At 68.1% G+C, this 17,598-nt stretch carries 15 protein-coding genes; 11 read left to right on the top strand and 4 right to left on the bottom strand.

The features are described 5' to 3' along the window. Nucleotides 1-293: 293 nt before the first annotated feature. The 3 genes from CUR96_RS16865 to CUR96_RS16855 form a co-directional block, all read right to left on the bottom strand. The gene (locus tag CUR96_RS16865) at nt 294-1,865 is read right to left on the bottom strand and encodes an HNH endonuclease signature motif containing protein (RefSeq protein WP_245861423.1); all 1,572 of its coding nucleotides are present in this window, start codon (nt 1,863-1,865) and stop codon (nt 294-296) included. Then, nucleotides 1,828-2,457, bottom strand: a complete 630-nt coding sequence (locus CUR96_RS16860) for a hypothetical protein (protein WP_102194504.1) — start codon at nt 2,455-2,457, stop codon at nt 1,828-1,830. Before CUR96_RS16860 ends, CUR96_RS16865 begins: the two co-directional genes overlap by 38 nt. A gap of 105 nt (nt 2,458-2,562) precedes the next feature. Further along, entirely contained in the window at nt 2,563-3,606 is a 1,044-nt protein-coding gene (locus CUR96_RS16855; RefSeq protein WP_245861420.1) for a LacI family DNA-binding transcriptional regulator, read from the bottom strand. Nucleotides 3,607-3,786: 180 nt separating this feature from the next. Here CUR96_RS16855 and CUR96_RS16850 point away from each other — a divergent pair, with 180 nt between their 5' ends. The 6 genes from CUR96_RS16850 (at nt 3,787) to CUR96_RS16825 (ending at nt 10,244) form a co-directional block, all read left to right on the top strand. After that, a complete protein-coding gene (locus CUR96_RS16850) occupies nt 3,787-5,016 on the top strand; it encodes a Gfo/Idh/MocA family protein (RefSeq protein WP_102194503.1) in 1,230 nt (409 codons plus the stop codon). 68 nt (nt 5,017-5,084) lie between these two features. Further along, a complete protein-coding gene (locus CUR96_RS16845) occupies nt 5,085-6,335 on the top strand; it encodes a sugar ABC transporter substrate-binding protein (protein ID WP_102194502.1) in 1,251 nt (416 codons plus the stop codon). A gap of 5 nt (nt 6,336-6,340) precedes the next feature. Then, nucleotides 6,341-7,342, top strand: a complete 1,002-nt coding sequence (locus tag CUR96_RS16840; RefSeq protein ID WP_102194501.1) for a carbohydrate ABC transporter permease — start codon at nt 6,341-6,343, stop codon at nt 7,340-7,342. Nucleotides 7,343-7,351: 9 nt separating this feature from the next. Further along, a complete protein-coding gene (locus CUR96_RS16835) occupies nt 7,352-8,236 on the top strand; it encodes a carbohydrate ABC transporter permease (protein WP_102194500.1) in 885 nt (294 codons plus the stop codon). 47 nt (nt 8,237-8,283) lie between these two features. Next, nucleotides 8,284-9,066 carry a ThuA domain-containing protein gene (locus CUR96_RS16830; RefSeq protein WP_102194499.1) on the top strand — a complete coding sequence of 261 codons (783 nt, stop codon included), beginning with the start codon at nt 8,284-8,286 and terminating at the stop codon, nt 9,064-9,066. Next, nucleotides 9,063-10,244: a Gfo/Idh/MocA family protein gene (locus tag CUR96_RS16825; protein WP_102194498.1), complete on the top strand. Its 1,182-nt coding sequence runs from the start codon at nt 9,063-9,065 to the stop codon at nt 10,242-10,244. The genes CUR96_RS16830 and CUR96_RS16825 overlap by 4 nt, the downstream gene beginning before the upstream one ends. Nucleotides 10,245-10,247: 3 nt before the next feature. Here the strand turns inward: CUR96_RS16825 and CUR96_RS16820 are convergent, their stop codons facing one another. Next, nucleotides 10,248-11,525: a D-arabinono-1,4-lactone oxidase gene (locus tag CUR96_RS16820; RefSeq protein WP_102194497.1), complete on the bottom strand. Its 1,278-nt coding sequence runs from the start codon at nt 11,523-11,525 to the stop codon at nt 10,248-10,250. A gap of 71 nt (nt 11,526-11,596) precedes the next feature. Between CUR96_RS16820 and CUR96_RS16815 the strand changes: the two genes are divergently transcribed. From CUR96_RS16815 to CUR96_RS16795, 5 genes are all read left to right on the top strand, one after another. Continuing rightward, nucleotides 11,597-12,643 (top strand): LacI family DNA-binding transcriptional regulator, encoded by a 1,047-nt coding sequence (locus CUR96_RS16815; protein WP_102194496.1) that lies wholly within the window; start codon nt 11,597-11,599, stop codon nt 12,641-12,643. Nucleotides 12,644-12,796: 153 nt separating this feature from the next. After that, nucleotides 12,797-14,134 (top strand): extracellular solute-binding protein, encoded by a 1,338-nt coding sequence (locus tag CUR96_RS16810; RefSeq protein WP_102194495.1) that lies wholly within the window; start codon nt 12,797-12,799, stop codon nt 14,132-14,134. Further along, nucleotides 14,131-15,078, top strand: a complete 948-nt coding sequence (locus tag CUR96_RS16805; protein WP_102194494.1) for a carbohydrate ABC transporter permease — start codon at nt 14,131-14,133, stop codon at nt 15,076-15,078. Before CUR96_RS16810 ends, CUR96_RS16805 begins: the two co-directional genes overlap by 4 nt. Further along, nucleotides 15,078-15,992: a carbohydrate ABC transporter permease gene (locus CUR96_RS16800; protein ID WP_102194493.1), complete on the top strand. Its 915-nt coding sequence runs from the start codon at nt 15,078-15,080 to the stop codon at nt 15,990-15,992. Before CUR96_RS16805 ends, CUR96_RS16800 begins: the two co-directional genes overlap by 1 nt. Nucleotides 15,993-16,011: 19 nt before the next feature. Next, entirely contained in the window at nt 16,012-17,547 is a 1,536-nt protein-coding gene (locus CUR96_RS16795) for an alpha-N-arabinofuranosidase (RefSeq protein WP_102194492.1), read from the top strand. Nucleotides 17,548-17,598: the final 51 nt, after the last annotated feature.

Raw genomic sequence — 17,598 nt, 5'->3', positions numbered from 1 at the left:
CGGCCGGATGCCCGGCCGGCCCTTCGCGGGGTTGGTCGGGCACGTCAGGTTCGGGCCCGCCGCGATCGGGCACGTCAGGTTCGGGCCCGCCGCCTGCGATCCGTCGCCTTTGATCGTCGCGCTCGGCGCCGCGACTCTGACCGGTCACGATTGCGGTCGCGCTCAGGCCAGTCGCGTTTGACTGTCACGTTCGGCCGCGGCGCTCGACGCCACGCTCGACGCGACGACATACGCGGTGCGCTCTGTGTTCCCTCGCAGCCCGACATCCAGGCTGACCCGACGCCCCTTCCTGGTTAACTCCTGCGGCCCCAGAAGGGTGGTGGGGTGTCGTCTTCGGTGAAGGTGACGGTGTTCTGGGGTGGGGGTCGGTCGAGGTAGACCTTCCCGGTGGGGCTGGTCCACGCGAATACCCCGGCTTCGAGTTGTTCGACGTGCCATGGGGAGTGGTGTTTGAGGACGTGATGTCGGCGGCAGAAGTCGCCGAGATTCTCTTCGACGGTCGCCCCACCCAAGGCTGCATCGTGATTGTGGTCGATGTCGCAGTCTCGGGCTGGAAGCCCGCAGGTCGGGAAACGACAGCGTTGATCGCGCGCTTTCAGGTGTCGCTTGAGGTGGGCGGAGGGCCGGTACCGGTCGACGGCGAGGAGGGCGCCGGTGATCGGGTGGGTGAGGATGCGATCCCACCCGGTTGCCGCACCTGCGAGTTCCCTTGCAGTCGCAGGGTCGATCGGGGTGCGGCCGTTCAGCTCAGCCGGCGTGGAATCGTGGCCCATCAGGGTCGTGACTGGGATCGTCACCGCCACGTGGGCGGTGATTCCGGCCAGGAGACCCTCCGGGGTGTCGTGCCCGGCGGGTGCACCGGCGAGCAACAGGTCGAGGGCGAGGTCGCAGCGCAACTGGTCCATCGTGCGCGAGTCGCGATCCGCCTCCTCCGAGGCCGCATTGGCGTCATCTGAGGAGCCGTCGGCGCGAAGCGCATCGCTGTCACCGCGCGTCGCGCCCTGCACTTGCTTGGCCATTCCGGTGAGCCGTTCGAACGCGCCGTGCACGAGTACGGCCGGCCCGGACAGACCGAACTCGGCCATCCCGTCGGCCTTCTCTTTCACCCACACGGCGCGCTCGTCGCGAGCATCCTGATGCCGGTCCTCGATCGACCGGGGCTGGAACCGTTCCGCGACCTGCCGGGCCATCCGCCCCACCCGGTTCGGGGACTCGGTCTCCGCGAACCCGATCATCTGCTCCGAATACGCATCCCGCGCGACCGGATCCTCGAGATACTCGCCGGCTTCGATGATCACCCGGGCGTGTGAGGCACTGACCCGCCCGGCGCCCTGCGCGGCCCAGACCAGTGGGAACTGTTCCACCAGGAACGACGCGGCAGCCATCCGGCGTTGCACCGTCCGGTCGCTGACCCGCAACGCCGCACCCATCTCCGCCGCGACCGTCCGCAGCGCCATGTCGCCGTAGTCGGGGTGCTCCGCCTGCTGCGCGACTTCCAGTGCGAGCCGTGAGCCGAGGGCGAGCATCCCATCCCGGGCGGCCTGCAACTGGCTGATCGTGCGCTCGATCTCCACGACAGAATCAGTGAGCGCGCCCAGCGTGCCCACCTGCTCCACCGTCGCATCCATCAACGCCGTCATAACCCCAGTACACCAGGGACCACCGACATTCGAACAGGAGATCAGGGGGCAAAACGGACCCGAGAACTCACAACTGGGTACGCCGGGCGGGATGCGTCCGCTCTGTCTCGAGCCACCTGGCCGGAAGTCTTCCCACGTCACGCGTTCACAACCTCCCGAGGAAGTACAGCTGGCGGCGAAGGGAGGCTCACCATAAGAACGCGGGACGAACTTCTGCCACACCATTCAGTTCGCGCTTGAGCTGATCGACTAGCAGCACGCCCCGCTCGCGCCAGCCGTTGAGATCGGCGAGCGGTTCATCCACTTGCCTCGACAACCACTCCTCGTTCCAATCAAACAATGCTGCGCCCAAATCGGGTGAGATGTCGAGGGAGCTGGCGTCGAGGCGGTATCCGTCGGTGAAGTCCTCCCATATCGGCCAGCCGCTGATCCACTCGGGGAACACGCGAAGCAGTCGCAGACCATTGGGCAGGAGCGGTCGTAGCCCGCGTTGAGTCCGTGCCAGCAGGTAGCGGCTCTGCATTTGTCGGCGGAGCAGCCATTGACGTGCAGTGAAAGAAGTGTCGTTGTAATCCATCCCGGAGAGCCAGATCAACCCGCGTTCGCCATGCGAGTCGTCATCAACGATCGCCAAGGACCAGAGGTACTGGTCGCCGTTCGAAAGCGCACGCGCGGAGTCCATGGCTTCGTCGAGGGTGGCGTCAACGAGGTCCAGGGCTGTCACTTCGTTGTCAGGGCCCTTGAACACCAGAATGCGGAAGCGAGGGTCGTCACGTTCCCATGTGGAGTCGCGCTCATCGACATACTCTCCGCGCATGAGAACACAGTACGTGTCGGTGTGCCGGTCACGTACCCTCAGGCGAGGCTTCGTGAGATAAGAAGTCTTCCCGCCACCGAATCAGTCGCGCGGTGCCCCCTCCGCTCAGGCACTTGCTCGCCCAAGTCCCCCACGAGCGACCGGCGCAACCGCAAGGGACTCCCCCTCGTGGAACCCGCCCATCAGGAGGTCGTGGCGGAGGTCGCCCAGCGTGCCGTCCAGGCGTCCGACGAGCGTCTCGACGCCCATCCGGCCGAGCTCAGCGGCCGGGAGCCGCATGACCGCCAACTCGGGATCCGCCATGGCTGAGACCTCGACGGTCGACCCGATGAGGACGACCGAGAGGTCGCGAGGCACCGATACGCCGAGTTTGCCGAGCTCGCTCACGAAACCGACCGCGGCGTGATCGTTGAGGATGAGGATCGCGGTCGCGTGGGGCGCCTCCGCGAGCAGCGTCGATGCGAACGTGCGCCCTCCGGCCGGGGTGCCCGCGCATCGCAGCGTCCGCCCGCGGAGCCCGCGTTCGGCGCAGACGGCCTGAAACGTCTCCTCCACGCGGACGACGGGCCCGTACCCCTCGAGTTCCAGCCGGTCGGACTCCTCGAGCAGCACGAAGTCGCGGTGCCCGAGCGACTGCAGGCGGTCGATCGACTGCTCGACCATCCCTTCGAAGTCGACGTCGACGTAGTCGAGGGCCGACGGATCCCTGTTGCGGCCGATGAGCGTGAACGGCGTCTTCGCGGCGAGCAGCTGATCGACCCGATGGTCGTCGAGCTGCACCTCCATGAGGATTACGCCGTCGATGAGTCCGTCCGAGGTGAGTTCGCGCAGGGACTCGGAGTCGTTCGGCACCGGCCAGAGGACGACGGTGTAGCCGAGTTCGGATGCGGCCTCCGCGGCTCCGGTGAAGAACCGGGCCGCAGTGTCGGAGAGCCGGTGCTGGAGGACGGGGAACAGGAGTGCGATGATGCGCGTGCGGCGACTCGCCAGCGCCCTGGCCACAGCATTTCGGCGGAAATCGAGCTCGGCCATCGCCGCCTCGACGCGGAGCCTGGTGCCGGGCGAGACCGGCTTGGAGTCGTTCACGACGAACGAGACGGTCGCGACGGAGACCCCGGCACGCCGCGCGACGTCACGCATCGTTGCCATGAATCCTCGTTCCTCGGGGCCGATCCTTCGGTCAGTCTCTCACGGATCACGGTTCAGTAAACCGGTTAAATTTCCTCTTGACTTAGGCGCGAGTCCGGGGGAAGCTGGTCTTCGAAGCGTCCAGTAAACCGGTTAACTTTCGGGCTGGACATCCGAATCCCGACCGGCGAAGGAGCCGCGATGACGACCACCGGGCCCGACACCAACCGTTCAGGGCGCCCGCTTCGCGTCGCGATCGTCGGGTACAGCTTCATGGGCACCATCCACGCGCAGGCCTGGACCACCGCTCCCCGCTTCTTCGACCTCGGCGACGGCGTCGAGATCGTCGCCGTCAGCGGCCGCGACGCCGTGGCCGCCCGCGCCTTCGCCGACAGGTTCGGCGTCGCCGACGTCGAGACCGACTGGCGGAATCTGCTCACCCGCGGCGACATCGATGTGATTGACATCTGCACCCCGGGCCACCTGCACGCCGAGATCGCGATCGCCGCCCTCGACGCAGGCATCCACGTGCTCTGCGAGAAGCCGCTGGCCAACTCCGTGGAGGAGGCCGAGCGGATGACCGCCGCAGCCGAGCGCGCCGCGGCCCGAGGCGTGCAGGCGATGGTCGGCTTCAGTTACCGCCGCACCCCGGCCCTCGCGTACGCCAAGCGCCTGATCGCTGAAGGCCGGCTCGGCACCGTCCGTCACATCCGCGCCCTGTATCTGCAGGACTGGATCGTCGACCCCGAGTTCCCTCTCGTGTGGCGGCTCGATGCCGATCAGGCGGGATCCGGTGCGCTCGGCGACATCGGCGCGCACATCATCGACCTCGCCCGGTTCGTGACAGGGCACGAGCTCACCGGCGTGAGCGCGTTGTCCTCCACGTTCGTGACCGAACGCCCGCTGCCGACAGCATCCAGCGGCCTGAGCGCCACGGCCGACAGCGGGTCCGGTGGCAGCGCGGACGGCGACCGGGCGATGGGACGCGTCACGGTCGATGACGCGGTCGTCTTCATCGGCCGCACCGACGGCGGCGCGCTCGCGACCTTCGAGGCGACCCGCTTCGCCTCGGGACGCAAGAATGCGATGCGCCTCGAGGTCGACGGATCACTCGGCTCGATCGCCTTCGACTTCGAGCGGCTGAACGAGCTCCAGTTCCACGACCACACCCTCCCGGCCGAGGAGTCGGGGTTCCGCCGCATCCTCGTCACGGAGCCGCAGCACCCCTACGCGGCAGCCTGGTGGCCCGCCGGCCACGGCCTCGGCTATGAGCACACCTTCGTGCACGAGGTCACCGACTTCGCGCGAGACCTCGCCGCCGGCCGCGCGCCGGAACCGGGATTCGCCGACGGCCTCCTCGTGCAGCGCATCCTCACCGCCGTCGCGACGAGCGCATCCGCCGACGCGGCGTGGACCCCGATCCCCCACTGAACGAACGACCAGCACCGGCACCATCCGCAGCACCCGCCGTACCCTCAAACAGGCAAAGGAGCCATGACATGAGATCCACCACCGCATCGAACCCCCGGCAGGCACTCCGCCGGCCGCACATCCTCGGATCCCTCGCGATCCTCGCCATCACCCCGCTCGCCCTGACCGCCTGCGGCGGCGGTGCGGCGACCGGCGGCGACGCGGACACCCTCACCATCCTCGATTACTACAACAACGAACCCGACAAGACGCTCATCGGCGACGCGCTCGACAGCTGCGCCGAAGAGGTCGGCGTCACGATCGAGCGCGAGACCGTACCGGGCAAGGACCTCATCCAGAAGGTCCTCCAGCAGTCCTCGTCCAAGACGCTGCCGGACGTGCTCATGCTCGACAACCCCGACGTCCAGGAGATCGCCGCGACCGGTGGGCTGTCGCCACTCAGCGACTACGACGTCGACACCTCTGGGTTCGCGCAGGGAATCCTCGATGCGGCGAGCTACGAGGGCGAGGTGTACGGGCTCGCCCCGACCGTGAACACCCTCGGCCTGTTCTACAACGAAGAACTCCTCGCCGCGAAGGGCATCACCCCGCCTACGACCTGGGACGAGCTCAAGACCGCCGCGGCCGCACTCACCGAGGGCGACACCTACGGCCTGGCGTTCAGCTCCATCGCCACCTACGAGGGAAGCTGGCAGTTCCTCCCGTTCATGTGGACCAACGGCGGCGACGAGACCGACCTCACCTCCCCCGAGGTCGCCGAGGCCCTCCAGCTGCAGGTCGACCTCGTCGACTCCGGCTCGGCCTCCAAGAGCGTCATCAACTGGTCCCAGGCCGACGTCAACGACCAGTTCATGGCCGGCAAGGCCGCGATGATGATCAACGGTCCGTGGCAGATCCCCGCGCTGAACGCGGACCCCGACCTGAAGTACGCCAGTGTGCAGGTGCCGGTGAACAAGGCCGGCCAGACGCCGGTCGCACCGCTCGGCGGCGAGGTCTGGACCGTCCCCGTGACGGGCGACGACGCCAAGCAGGTGAAGGCCGCCGAGTTCGTCGAATGCATCTCGAGCGATGAGAATCAGCTGGCACTCGCCGAAGCCCGCTTCACCGTGCCGACGAAGACCGCACTCGCCGAGGAATACGTGGCCAAGGTGCCCGAGATGGCGGCATTCACCGAGCAGGTCGCGAACGCCCGCTCGCGCACCGGGGAACTCGGCGAGGAATGGCCGGAAGCCGCCACGGAGATCTACACCGCCATCCAGCTCGCCCTCACCGGGCAGGCGACGCCCGATGAGGCGTTCGATCAGGCAGCGGCCGGCTGATCCTGATGAGCAGCAGCATCGCGGGAGCATCCGTCCGGAGCACGGATGCCGCGCAGCCGACGGACGGCTCCGGCGGGGGTGCCGCCCACCGGCGCACCCCCGCCGAGGGCGGACGGAGGCACTCGCGCCGCTTCCGGCGCGAGGAACTCGTGAAGCTCGGCTTCGTCCTGCCCGCCGCGCTCTACATCGTGCTCTTCTTCGGCTACCCCGTGGTCAAGAACGTCACGATGAGCCTGCAGGAGTACACAACGAAGACCTTCTTCACGGGCGAGGCGCCCTGGGTCGGATTCGCGAACTACGCGACCGTGTTCGGTTCGCAGCTGTTCACGCCCGCATTGCTGAACACAGCCCTGTTCACGATCGGCTCGATCGCCGGGCAGTTCGTGATCGGACTCGCCCTCGCCGTGTTCTTCAAACGCCGTTTCCCGCTGAGCTCGTTCCTCCGGGCGATGCTGCTGCTCCCCTGGCTGCTGCCGCTGATCGTCTCGAGCGCGACCTGGCGCTCGATCCTCGATCAGGACAGCGGCGTCCTCAACGCCGCACTCGAGTCCGTCGGGCTCGCCGCCGTGCCGTGGCTCACGAGCCCGTCGGTCGCGTTGTTCGCCGTGGTGCTCGTGAACATCTGGATCGGCATCCCGTTCAACGTCACCATCCTCTACGGCGGCCTCCAGGACATCCCCGACGAACTGTACGAGGCGGGCGCACTCGACGGCGCGACCGGGTGGAAGGCCTTCCGCCACATCACCTGGCCGAACCTCCGCCCCGTCGTGAGCGTCGTCCTCGTGCTCGGCGTCGTCTACACGATCAAGGTGCTCGACATCATCCTCGGGCTCACCAACGGCGGGCCCGCGAACGCGACCCAGACCCTGTCCGTGCGGTCGTACCAGGAGTCGTTCGTGAACTTCGAGTTCGGGGTCGGGGCGGCGTTCAGCAACATCCTGATCGTCATCTCGCTGCTCTTCGCCATCGTGTACCTGCGCGTCAACCGCCGCGCCGTCGACGAGTAAGGAACCGCCATGACCACGACCAGCATCGTCACCGGCGGCGCACAGCGGCGACGCCCGTTCGACCCGGCCGGCGCACGCAGCCGACGCGGCTCCGAGCGGCACCTCGGCTACACGATCATCGGAGTCGTGATCCTCGCGATCATGCTCTTCCCCGTGTACTGGATGGTGAACGCCTCGCTGCAGCCGTCCGGGAACACGCTCACCGGAGACTTCTTCCCCGTGAATCCGAGCTTCGCCGGCTACGAGAAGGCGATCGCCGACCAGGGCGGCCATCTCCTCACCAGCCTCGCGATCTCCCTCGGCACCGTCGTGCTGACCCTCGCGATCGCGGCCCCCGCGGCCTATGCACTCGCGCAGTTCCGCTTCCGATGGATCAACATCGCGCTGCTCGTCATCCTGGTCGCGCAGATGATCCCCGGCATCGTGATCGCCAACGCCCTGTACTCGGCGTACAACGACCTCGGCCTGCTGAACTCCATCCCCGGCCTCATCCTCGCCGACGCCTCGCACGCGATCCCCTTCGCGATCCTCATCCTGCGCGCATCGATGCAGACCATCCCGCCGTCCATCGTCGAGGCCGCCCGGGTGGACGGCGCGGGCCTGGTCCGCGCGTTCGTCTCCATCGTCGTGCCGGTGAGCCGCAATGCGCTGATCACGGCGGGGCTGTTCGCCTTCCTGTTCTCGTGGAGCGACTTCCTCTTCGCGCTCACCCTCACCACCACCGAGGACGTGCGACCCGTCACCCTCGGTATCTACCAGTACCTCGGCTCGCAGGTCTCGAACTGGAGCGCCGTCATGGCGACCGCGGTGCTGTCGTCGCTGCCCGCGATCCTCCTGCTCGTCATCGCCCAGCGGTTCATCGCGGCCGGCGCCACCGGCGGTGCCGTGAAATGACCTCGAGCACACCAGACCACCTGACACATCCCCGAAGGAGCACCACCATGTCCGACACCCGCGCCACCCCGATCCGCGTTCTCGTGTGGGGTGAGAACCGCCATGAGCAGCTGGAGGAGAAGGTCCGCGCGATCTACCCCGACGGCATGCACACGACGATCAAGGAGGGCATCGAGGAGTACCTCGGCGCCGAAGCGGTCGTGACCACCACGACCCTAGACGAGCCCGAGCACGGGCTCACCGAAGAGGTGCTCGCCGCGACCGACGTGCTCGTCTGGTGGGGGCATGCCGCACACGGCGACGTCTCCGACGAGGTCGTCGAGCGGGTGCATCAGCACGTGCTCGCCGGCATGGGCCTGCTCGTGCTGCACTCCGCCCACTGGTCGAAGATCTTCGGCAAGCTCATGGGCACCAGCTGCACGCTGCGCTGGCGTTCGGAGCAGGACCGCGAGATCGTCTGGACGGTCGATCCCACCCACCCGATCGCACAGGGCATCCCGCATCCGTTCATCATCCCCGCGCAGGAGATGTACGGCGAGTTCTTCGACGTGCCGGCGCCGGACGAACTGGTCTTCCTCTCGACCTTCACGGGTGGCGAGGTCTTCCGCTCCGGCATGACCTACAAGCGCGGCTTCGGCAAGATCTTCTTCTTCTCGCCCGGTGACCAGGACTACCCCGTGTACCACCACGAGCACGTCCGCCGTGTGATCGCGAACGGCGTCCGCTGGGCCGTGACGCTGCGCCCGGAGCGGGCCGTCCCTGTGCTGCTGCGCTACGAGACCGAGGACTTCTACAACGGACGCGGCTACGACGGAGCACTCGCCCGATGAGCGCTCCCACCCACGGCGGCTTCGCGACGCTCGCAGACCCGTCCGCGCCCGTCCGACTCGTTCTGGTCGGCGCCGGCGGGATGGGGCGTGCCTGGCTGCGGACCATCCTCGCGAACCCGGAGACCGAGCTCGTCGGCGTCGTCGACCTCGACACGTCGCTCGCCGAGGCCGCCGTCTCGGATGCCGGTCTGCGGCCGGGCGAGGGCGGCGTGCTCGTCGGCACCAGCGTCTCGGCGGTCGCCCTCGCCACCCGCGCTGACGCGGTCGTCAACGTCACCGTCCCCGGCGCACACCATCCGGTGAACACGGAGGCGGTCTTCGCCGGGTTGCCGGTCCTGTGCGAGAAGCCGATCGCCCCGACCGTCGCGCAGGCGATCTCGCTCGCCGCGACGGCCGAGGCCAGCGGGCAGCTGCTGATGACCAGCCAGTCGCGACGGTATTACGCGTCGATCGCCGCGTTCCGCGAGCAGATCGTCTCGCTCGGCAGGCTCGGATCGGCCACGACCGAGTTCTTCAAGGCGCCGCATTTCGGCGGCTTCCGCGACGAGATGGCGCACGTGCTGCTCGTCGACATGGCCATCCATGCCTTCGACGCCGCGCGCTTCCTTCTCGACGACGACCCGATCGCGGTCTACTGCGAGGAGTACAACCCGTCGTGGAGCTGGTACGCGGCCGACGCGGCGGCGACCGCGGTGTTCGAGTTCGCCGGCGGCGTGCGCTACACCTACACCGGCAGCTGGTGCGCCGACGGGCTCGAGACGTCCTGGAACGGCACGTGGCGGGTCAACGGCGAACACGGTTCCGCCGGCTGGGACGGCGATTCGGCTCCCACCCGACAGCTGGTCCCGCAGCAGGGCGCGCCAGCCGAGATCGAGGTGGGCACGCCTCTGGCCGCAGTGCCCGAGGAGATCGCCGGGTCGCTGGTGGAGTTCGTCGGTTCACTGCGTGACGGCCGTGTACCGTCCGGCGAGGTGCACGCGAACGTCCTCAGCCTCGCGATGGTGGAGGCCGCCGTCCGCTCCGCGGAGTCCGGGGTGCGCGTCGTCATCGCCGAGGTCCTCGAGCAGGCGTATGCGCAGGCCGTCGCCGACGAACCGCGCGACGACGTCCGCGAGGTGCTCGCGGCCTGGGGCACGGCTGCCGCCGGCCTCGCGGCGCCGGCGCTCGCCCCGCGCTGACGCTCAGAGGCCGAGGCGCTCCAGGTATTCGTTCACGAACCGGCGCTCCGGGTCGAACGACGCGGCGAGCGCGGCGAAATCGTCCCAGCGCGGGTAGCGCGAGCGCACCTCGGTGCCATCGAGGGTGAACACCTTTCCCCAGTGCGGGCGGGCGGATGCCGGCAGCGCGGCCTCGAGCACGGGAAGGAGCTCGCGGACGGCCGCCTCATCGGGTTTCCACGTGAAGTGCAGGCCCACGGCATCCGTCCCGTAGGAGGAACTCAGCCAGAGATCGTCCGCCCGGACCGTGCGGATCTCGTTGACGAGCAGCAGCGGCGCGATGCGGTCGGCGAGGGAGCGCACGGCCTCGATAGCGGCCACGGCGTCCGCGCGGGGCACCAGGTACTCGCTCTGGAGCTCCTCCCCCGCGGACGGAGTGAACTCGAGCTTGAAGTGCGGCAGGCGCTGGAACCAGGGGCCGGCGACACCGCCCTGCTCGGTGCAGGCCTCCGGGTCGACACCGAGGATCGGATGCCGCTTGCCGTCGGCCGGTGCGGCGCCGAGACGGGCGGCGAGATCGTCACGCCGCGACTGCTGGGCCCGCGCGTCCGCGCGGGTGACGGAGACCCGCTGCTTGATCCAGATCTGGTCGGCGACATCGGTGCGCTGCCACATCGAGAAGATGCTCACGCTGGTACCGGCACCGGTCACGGCCGTCAGATCGGCAAGGATCGCCTCCCACGAGGGATGCTCGAACACGTGCTGAGCGATCTGGTACGTCGGCTCGACATCGAGCGTGACCTCGAGCACCGCTCCCAGCGCACCGAGACTGACCACGGCGCCGTCGAAGCCCTCGTCGCCGCGGGCAAGCGTGCGGATCTCGCCGGATGCGGTGAGGATGCTGAGGCCGCGCACCGCGCTGGACAGAGCGCCGATCCCGTCGCCGGATCCATGGGTTCCGGTGGCGACCGCGCCAGCGACCGAGATGTGCGGCAGCGAGGCGAGGTTCGCCAGGGCCAGGCCCTCGTCTTCGAGCCGTGATGCGATGTCGCCGTAGCGGAGCCCGCCGGAGACGCGCACCGAATCGCGTGCCGCGCTCACCTCGTAGATCGCGGGCATCCGGTCCAGCGCGATCAGCGCTCCCGCCGTGTCGGCGATGTCGTTGAAGCAGTGTCGGGTGCCCAGGATCCGCACCGGACCCCCAGCGGCGATCAGGGCGCGCAGCTCGTCGACCGACTCGGGGTGGGACACTTCGGCGGCTCGATACTCGAGGTTGCCCGCCCAGTTGCGCTCAATGCTCATCGTGTCAGGATAGCGACCGCACTACATCGTTGTACTCCTCGACGGCGCGTGAGCCCGGTTAGGCTGACCGGATGACAGCGATGCTGCCGCCACGCGCCACGATGAAGGACGTCGCCGCCCTCGCCGGCGTCTCACCGAAGACGGTCTCCAATGTCGTCACCGGCACCGTGGTCGTCCGCGAGGAGACCAGAGCCCGTGTCGAGGCGGCGATGGCCGAGCTCGACTTCGTACCGAACCTGAGCGCTCGAGGACTGCGCAAGGGCCGCTCGGGGATCATCGCCCTCGCCCTGCCGGATCTCGCCACGGCCTATTCGGCGGAACTCGTGCACCGTATCGTCGAGGCCGCGCACGAACGCGGGCTCGCCGTGCTGATCGAGGAGACGGCGTCGGAGCCCGAGCGCGAGAAGGAGCTTCTCTCACGTGCCCGCGCCCAGCTCATCGACGGCCTGATCCTGAACCCCGTACGCCTCGAGGACAGCGTCGTCAGGTACGCCGACCGCCTGCCTCCCCTGGTCGTGATCGGCGAGGTCGAGCAGAACAGGGCGGATCACGTGCGCATCGACAGTCGTCTCGCGGCCGCCGATGCGACGCGTCATCTGCTCTCGCGCGGCGCCCGCCGCATCGCGGTGATCGGCGCCGATGACGATCCCTCGGTCGCCACGGCGACCAGCAGACTGCGACTCGAAGGCGTCCACGACGCGCTCCGCGACGCCGGGCTCGCACCCGACCCGGCCCTGCAGGTCAACCTGCTGCCGTGGTCCATGGCCAGTGGCGCCGATGCCGCGCGCATCCTGCTCTCGCGCGACGTGGATTTCGACGCGATCGTGGCGCTCACCGATTCCCTCGCCCTCGGCGTGCTTCATGCCCTGCAGGAGCACGGCATCCGCATTCCCGACGACGTGATGGTGGCCGGTTTCGACGACGTGGAGTTCTCAGAGTTCACCTCGCCGTCGCTCACCACGATCGCCTTCGATCGCCGGGAGCTGGCGGAGGCCGCACTGAGCCTCCTCGAATCACGGATGGACGACCGCGGTGCCGCTCCCCGCGGCCTGACCCTCTCCCACCGACTCATCGAGCGCGCGAGCACCTCCGGATCCCCCGCCGGCCACCACTCCTGACCCTCGCCCCAGCTTCAAAAGGCGCAAACGGCTTCATTCCGACCGCGAATGCAGCCGTTTGCGCCCTTTGAACGTATTGAGGCTGCTCTTGCGCGTCGGATTACCACGATGTAATGATGTAGGCGTCCATCTTCCAGTCACGAAGGAGTGACGATGACGCCCGCTCTCGATCTGTCCCGCCGGCAGTTCCTCGCAGCCACCACGCTGGCCGCGGGAACCGCCCTGCTCGCCGGGTGCGCCCCCGGCGCCACCCCGGGCTCCGGCCCGCAGACCCTGCAGTTCTGGCACCTGCTCTCCGGCGGTGACGGCGTCACCATGTCGTCGATGCTGCAGAAGGCGAACGACGCGCAGGATGCTTTCCGCATCCGGCCGACGGTACTCGCCTGGGGCACGCCGTACTACACGAAGCTCGCGATGGCCGGCGCCGGCGGCCGCGCTCCGGACGTGGCCATCATGCATGCCACCCGCACCGTCGGCTGGGCGCCGGGCGGCCTGCTCGACACGTGGGACCTCGACCGCCTCGCCGAACTGGGCATCGACGAGTCCACGTTCCCGAAGCCGATCTGGGACAAGGGGTTCGTCGGCGAGAACATGTACAGCATCGCCCTCGACGCCCACCCGTTCGTGATGATGTTCAACACCGACGTCTGCGACGCCGCCGGCGTTCTCGACTCCGACGGCGCGCTGAAGGAGACGTCTTCTCCCGAAGAGTTCCTCGACCAGCTCCGCACGGTCAGCGGCACGGCGGAAGGCCACGCGCTCTCGTACGGATACCTCGGCGACGGCGCCCAGATGTGGCGCCTGTTCTACTGCCTGTACGCGCAGCACGGGCTGGCGATGGAGCTCCCCATCGGCGGCAAGGCCGTCATCGACAAGGATGCCGCGATCGAATCGCTCACATTCATGCAGACCCTGCTCGACGGCGAGATCGCCGCTGCGCAGAACGACTACGGCAGCGCGGTCGCAGAGTTCGCCACCGGCAAGAGCGGGATGCTGTTCACCGGCGTCTGGGAGCTGCGCACCATGCAGAACGCGAAGCTCCCCTTCGACGCCACCATGATCCCCACGCTGTACGGGACGCCGGCGGTGTACGCCGACTCGCACTCCTTCGTGCTCCCGAACCAGACGAACCCCGACCCGGCGAAGCGGGATCTCACCTACCGGTTCGTCGCCGACATGCTGAAGGGCTCGTTCGACTGGGCGGAGGCCGGGCACGTTCCCGCCTTCCTGCCCGTCACGAGGTCGCCGAAGTACGACGACCTCGTGCCGCAGGCGCACTACGCCGAGGCGGCCGAGCACGTCGTGTACGACCCGACGGCCTGGTTCACCGGGTCGGGGTCGAGCTTCCAGGGCGAGTTCGGCGCCGCCGTGCAGAACGTGCTGCTCTCCGGCGACGACCCCTCGGCTGCGATCGACCGTTTCGAGGCCCGGGTCAACACGCTGCTCGCGCAACCCAACCCCGCAGACCCCGAAGGGACGTGGAAGTCATGACGAACACCGCCACCTCCACACGCACCCTGGTCACCGGCGGAGCATCCGATCTCCGCTCCCGTCGCGCGGGCACCCGGCGCGGCGAGCAGCTGGTGAGCTGGGCGTTCCTCGCACCGTTCCTCGTCGCGTTCCTCCTGTTCCTCATCTGGCCGATCGTGCACGGCATCTACCTCAGCTTCACCGACCAGTCCCTCACCGGCGCCGGCGGCGCTCTCGTCGGCTTCGAGAACTACGCGGAGGCGTTGTCGGATCCCGTGATGTGGCGGTCGATGGGGAACACGGTGTGGTTCACGCTGCTGTCCACCGTGCCGCTCGTGGCGATCGCCCTCCTGATGGCCGCGCTCGTCGACAGGGGCCTCCCAGGGCAGTGGCTGTGGCGACTGTCGTTCTTCATGCCGTATCTGCTCGCCTCCACCGTCATCTCCCAGATCTGGGTGTGGATCTTCAACCCCCAGATCGGCGCGGCGAACAACGTCCTCGAAGCCTTCGGGCTCGAGCCCCTCGCGTGGCTGCAGAACCCCGAAACGAACATGATGTCGATCGTGATCGCGACCGTGTGGTGGACCGTCGGATTCAACTTCCTGCTCTATCTCGCCGCGATGCAGAACATCCCTCCGCAGCAGTACGAGGCAGCTTCTCTGGACGGCGCGAGCACCTGGCGCCAGTTCTGGTCGATCACGCTGCCGCAGCTGGGCCCGGCCACCGTGCTCATCCTGCTCCTGCAGATCCTCGCCTCGCTGAAGCTGTTCGACCAGGCGTACCAGATGCTCGGAGGCGTCGCGAGCGACACCACCCGTTCGATCGTCCAGTACATCTACGAAGCCGGTTTCACCAGCTACCGATTCGGCTACTCCGCCGCGATCTCGTACGTCTTCTTCGCCCTCATCGTCATCATCGGTGTCGCGCAGGCTCTTGTCATGCGCAGCCGGAAGGAGCAGCTGTGATGTCTGCCACCACCATCGCGCCCTCGACCCAGACGATCGTCGCCCCGCAGGCGAACCCGCGGCGTCGCGCGCACGTTCCCGGCCAGAAGCCGTTCGGCCCGCTGCGCATCGTCGCGTTCGCCGTGCTCGCGCTGCTCGCGATCGGCTGGCTGCTGCCGTTCCTGTGGGCGGTCGCGACGGCCTTCAAGACCGAGACGGATGCCGCCTCCGGCGATCCGGGATGGATCGGCGCCTCCGGCCCGACGATCGAGGCCTTCACCGCCATCCTCTCGCAGGGGAACGTCTACACCTGGGCGTTCAACAGCCTGTGGACCTCGGCCGCGGTGACACTGATCACGCTGGCGATCTCGGCCCTGGCGGCCTACGCGTTCTCGCGGCTCGACTTCACCGGCCGCAAGTGGCTGTTCGTCGTCATCATCGCGTCGATCGTGGTGCCGCCGCAGGTGCTGATCATCCCGCTGTTCTACCAGATGCTCATGTTCAACATGATCGACACCTACTGGGGGCTGATCCTGCCGCAGGTGGTGGCGCCGGCGATGGTGTTCATCCTCAAGCGGTTCTTCGACGCGGTCCCGATCGAGCTCGAGGAGGCCGCCCGCGTGGACGGCGCCAGCCGGTTCCGGATCTTCTGGTCGATCGTTCTGCCGCTGTCGCGGCCGATCCTGGCATCGGTGGCGATCTTCGTGTTCATCGGCGCGTGGAACAACTTCCTCTGGCCGTTCCTCGTCATCAACGACACGACGCTGATGACCCTGCCGGTCGGATTGCAGACCGTGATCAGCGCCTATGGAGTCCAGTACGCGCAGGTCATGGCCCAGGCGGTCCTCGCCGCCCTCCCCCTCATCGTCGTGTTCATCATCTTCCAGAAGCAGATCGTCAAAGGCGTCGCGACCAGCGGCTTCGGCGGCCAGTGACCCCCTCAATAGGAGAGCAATGAGTAGCGCCCGCATCACCATCGACCGCGACTTCACCATCGCCGACGTCCCCCGGAGACTCTTCGGATCGTTCGTCGAGCACATGGGACGCTGCGTGTACACCGGCATCTACGAGCCGGGGCATCCGCAGGCCGACGAACGCGGCTTCCGCACGGACGTGCTCGCGCTCGTGAAGGAGATGGGCCCGACCGTCGTCCGCTACCCCGGCGGCAACTTCGTCTCGGGATACCGCTGGGAGGACGGCGTGGGCCCGGTGCAGGACCGGCCGGTGCGCATCGACGGCGCCTGGCACACGATCGAGACCAACGCGTTCGGCCTGCACGAGTTCATGGAGTGGGCGCAGGAGGCCGAGGTCGAGGTCATGGAGGCGATCAACCTCGGCACGCGGGGAGTGGAGGAGGCGCGCGCCCTCGTCGAGTACGCGAACCACCCCGGCGGCACCTACTGGTCGGATCTGCGTCGCAAGAACGGCGCCGAGCAGCCGTTCGACATCAAGCTGTGGTGCCTGGGCAACGAGCTCGACGGACCGTGGCAGATCGGCGGCAAGACCGCCGGCGAGTACGGACGCCTCGCGCAGGAGTCCGCCAAGGCCATGAAGCTGGTGGATTCGTCGATCGAGCTCGTCGCGGTCGGCTCGTCGTCCCGCTCGATGCCGACCTTCGGCACGTGGGAGCACACGGTGCTCACCCACGCGTACGACGAGGTCGACTTCGTCTCGATGCACGCCTACTACCAGGAGCACGAGGGCGACGCCGAGTCGTTCCTCGCCGAGTCGGTCGACATGGACGCGTTCATCGAGGGCGTCATCGCGACGGTCGACGCGGTCAAGGCCGCCGGGAAGCACACCAAGCAGGTCGACATCTCGTTCGACGAGTGGAACGTGTGGGACCAGGTGAAGTACAACGACGTCGAGGCAGGAGAGATCGAGAAGGCCGGCTGGCGGCAGCATCCGCGTCTCATCGAGGACACCTACAACGTGACCGACGCCGTCGTCGTCGGCACGCTGCTCAACAGCCTGCTGCGGCACGGCGACCGCGTGAAGATCGCCAACCAGGCGCAGCTCGTGAACGTGATCGCTCCGATCCGCTCGGAGGAGAACGGCCCGGCCTGGCGTCAGACGAGCTTCTGGCCGTTCGAGCGGATGGCGCGTCTCGCCAAGGGGCGCATCCTGCGCCTGGCGATGTCGGCACCGCAGATCGAGACGAAGCGCTACGGCGGCGTCGACGCTGTCGACGCCGCCGCGACCTGGGATGAGGAGACCGGACGCGTCGTGGTGTTCGTCGCGAACCGATCGCTGAGCGAGGAGAGCGACCTGACGATCGACCTGCGCGGGATGGGCGGGCTTCGGGTCGTCGGGGCCGAGACGCTGACGATCCCGGAGGGCGGCGACCGCCTGACCGCCAACCTCGAGACGACGCCGGATGCCGTGCACATGGTCCCGCTCGCCGCTGCCGAGATCGTCGACGGCGCCGTCCGTGCGACGCTGCCGCCGCTGTCCTGGTCGGTGATCGAGCTGGAGGCGTCGCGCGCGTAGCGAACCCCCGCTCCCGTCGCGAAAAAGCCCGGTATCCGCTCTGGATACCGG

It is taken from the genome of Microbacterium aurantiacum (assembly GCF_002872075.1).
GTDB lineage: Bacteria > Actinomycetota > Actinomycetes > Actinomycetales > Microbacteriaceae > Microbacterium > Microbacterium aurantiacum_A.
Note: the sequence above shows the minus strand (reverse complement) of the source record. Positions and strands in the feature narration are given on the sequence as shown.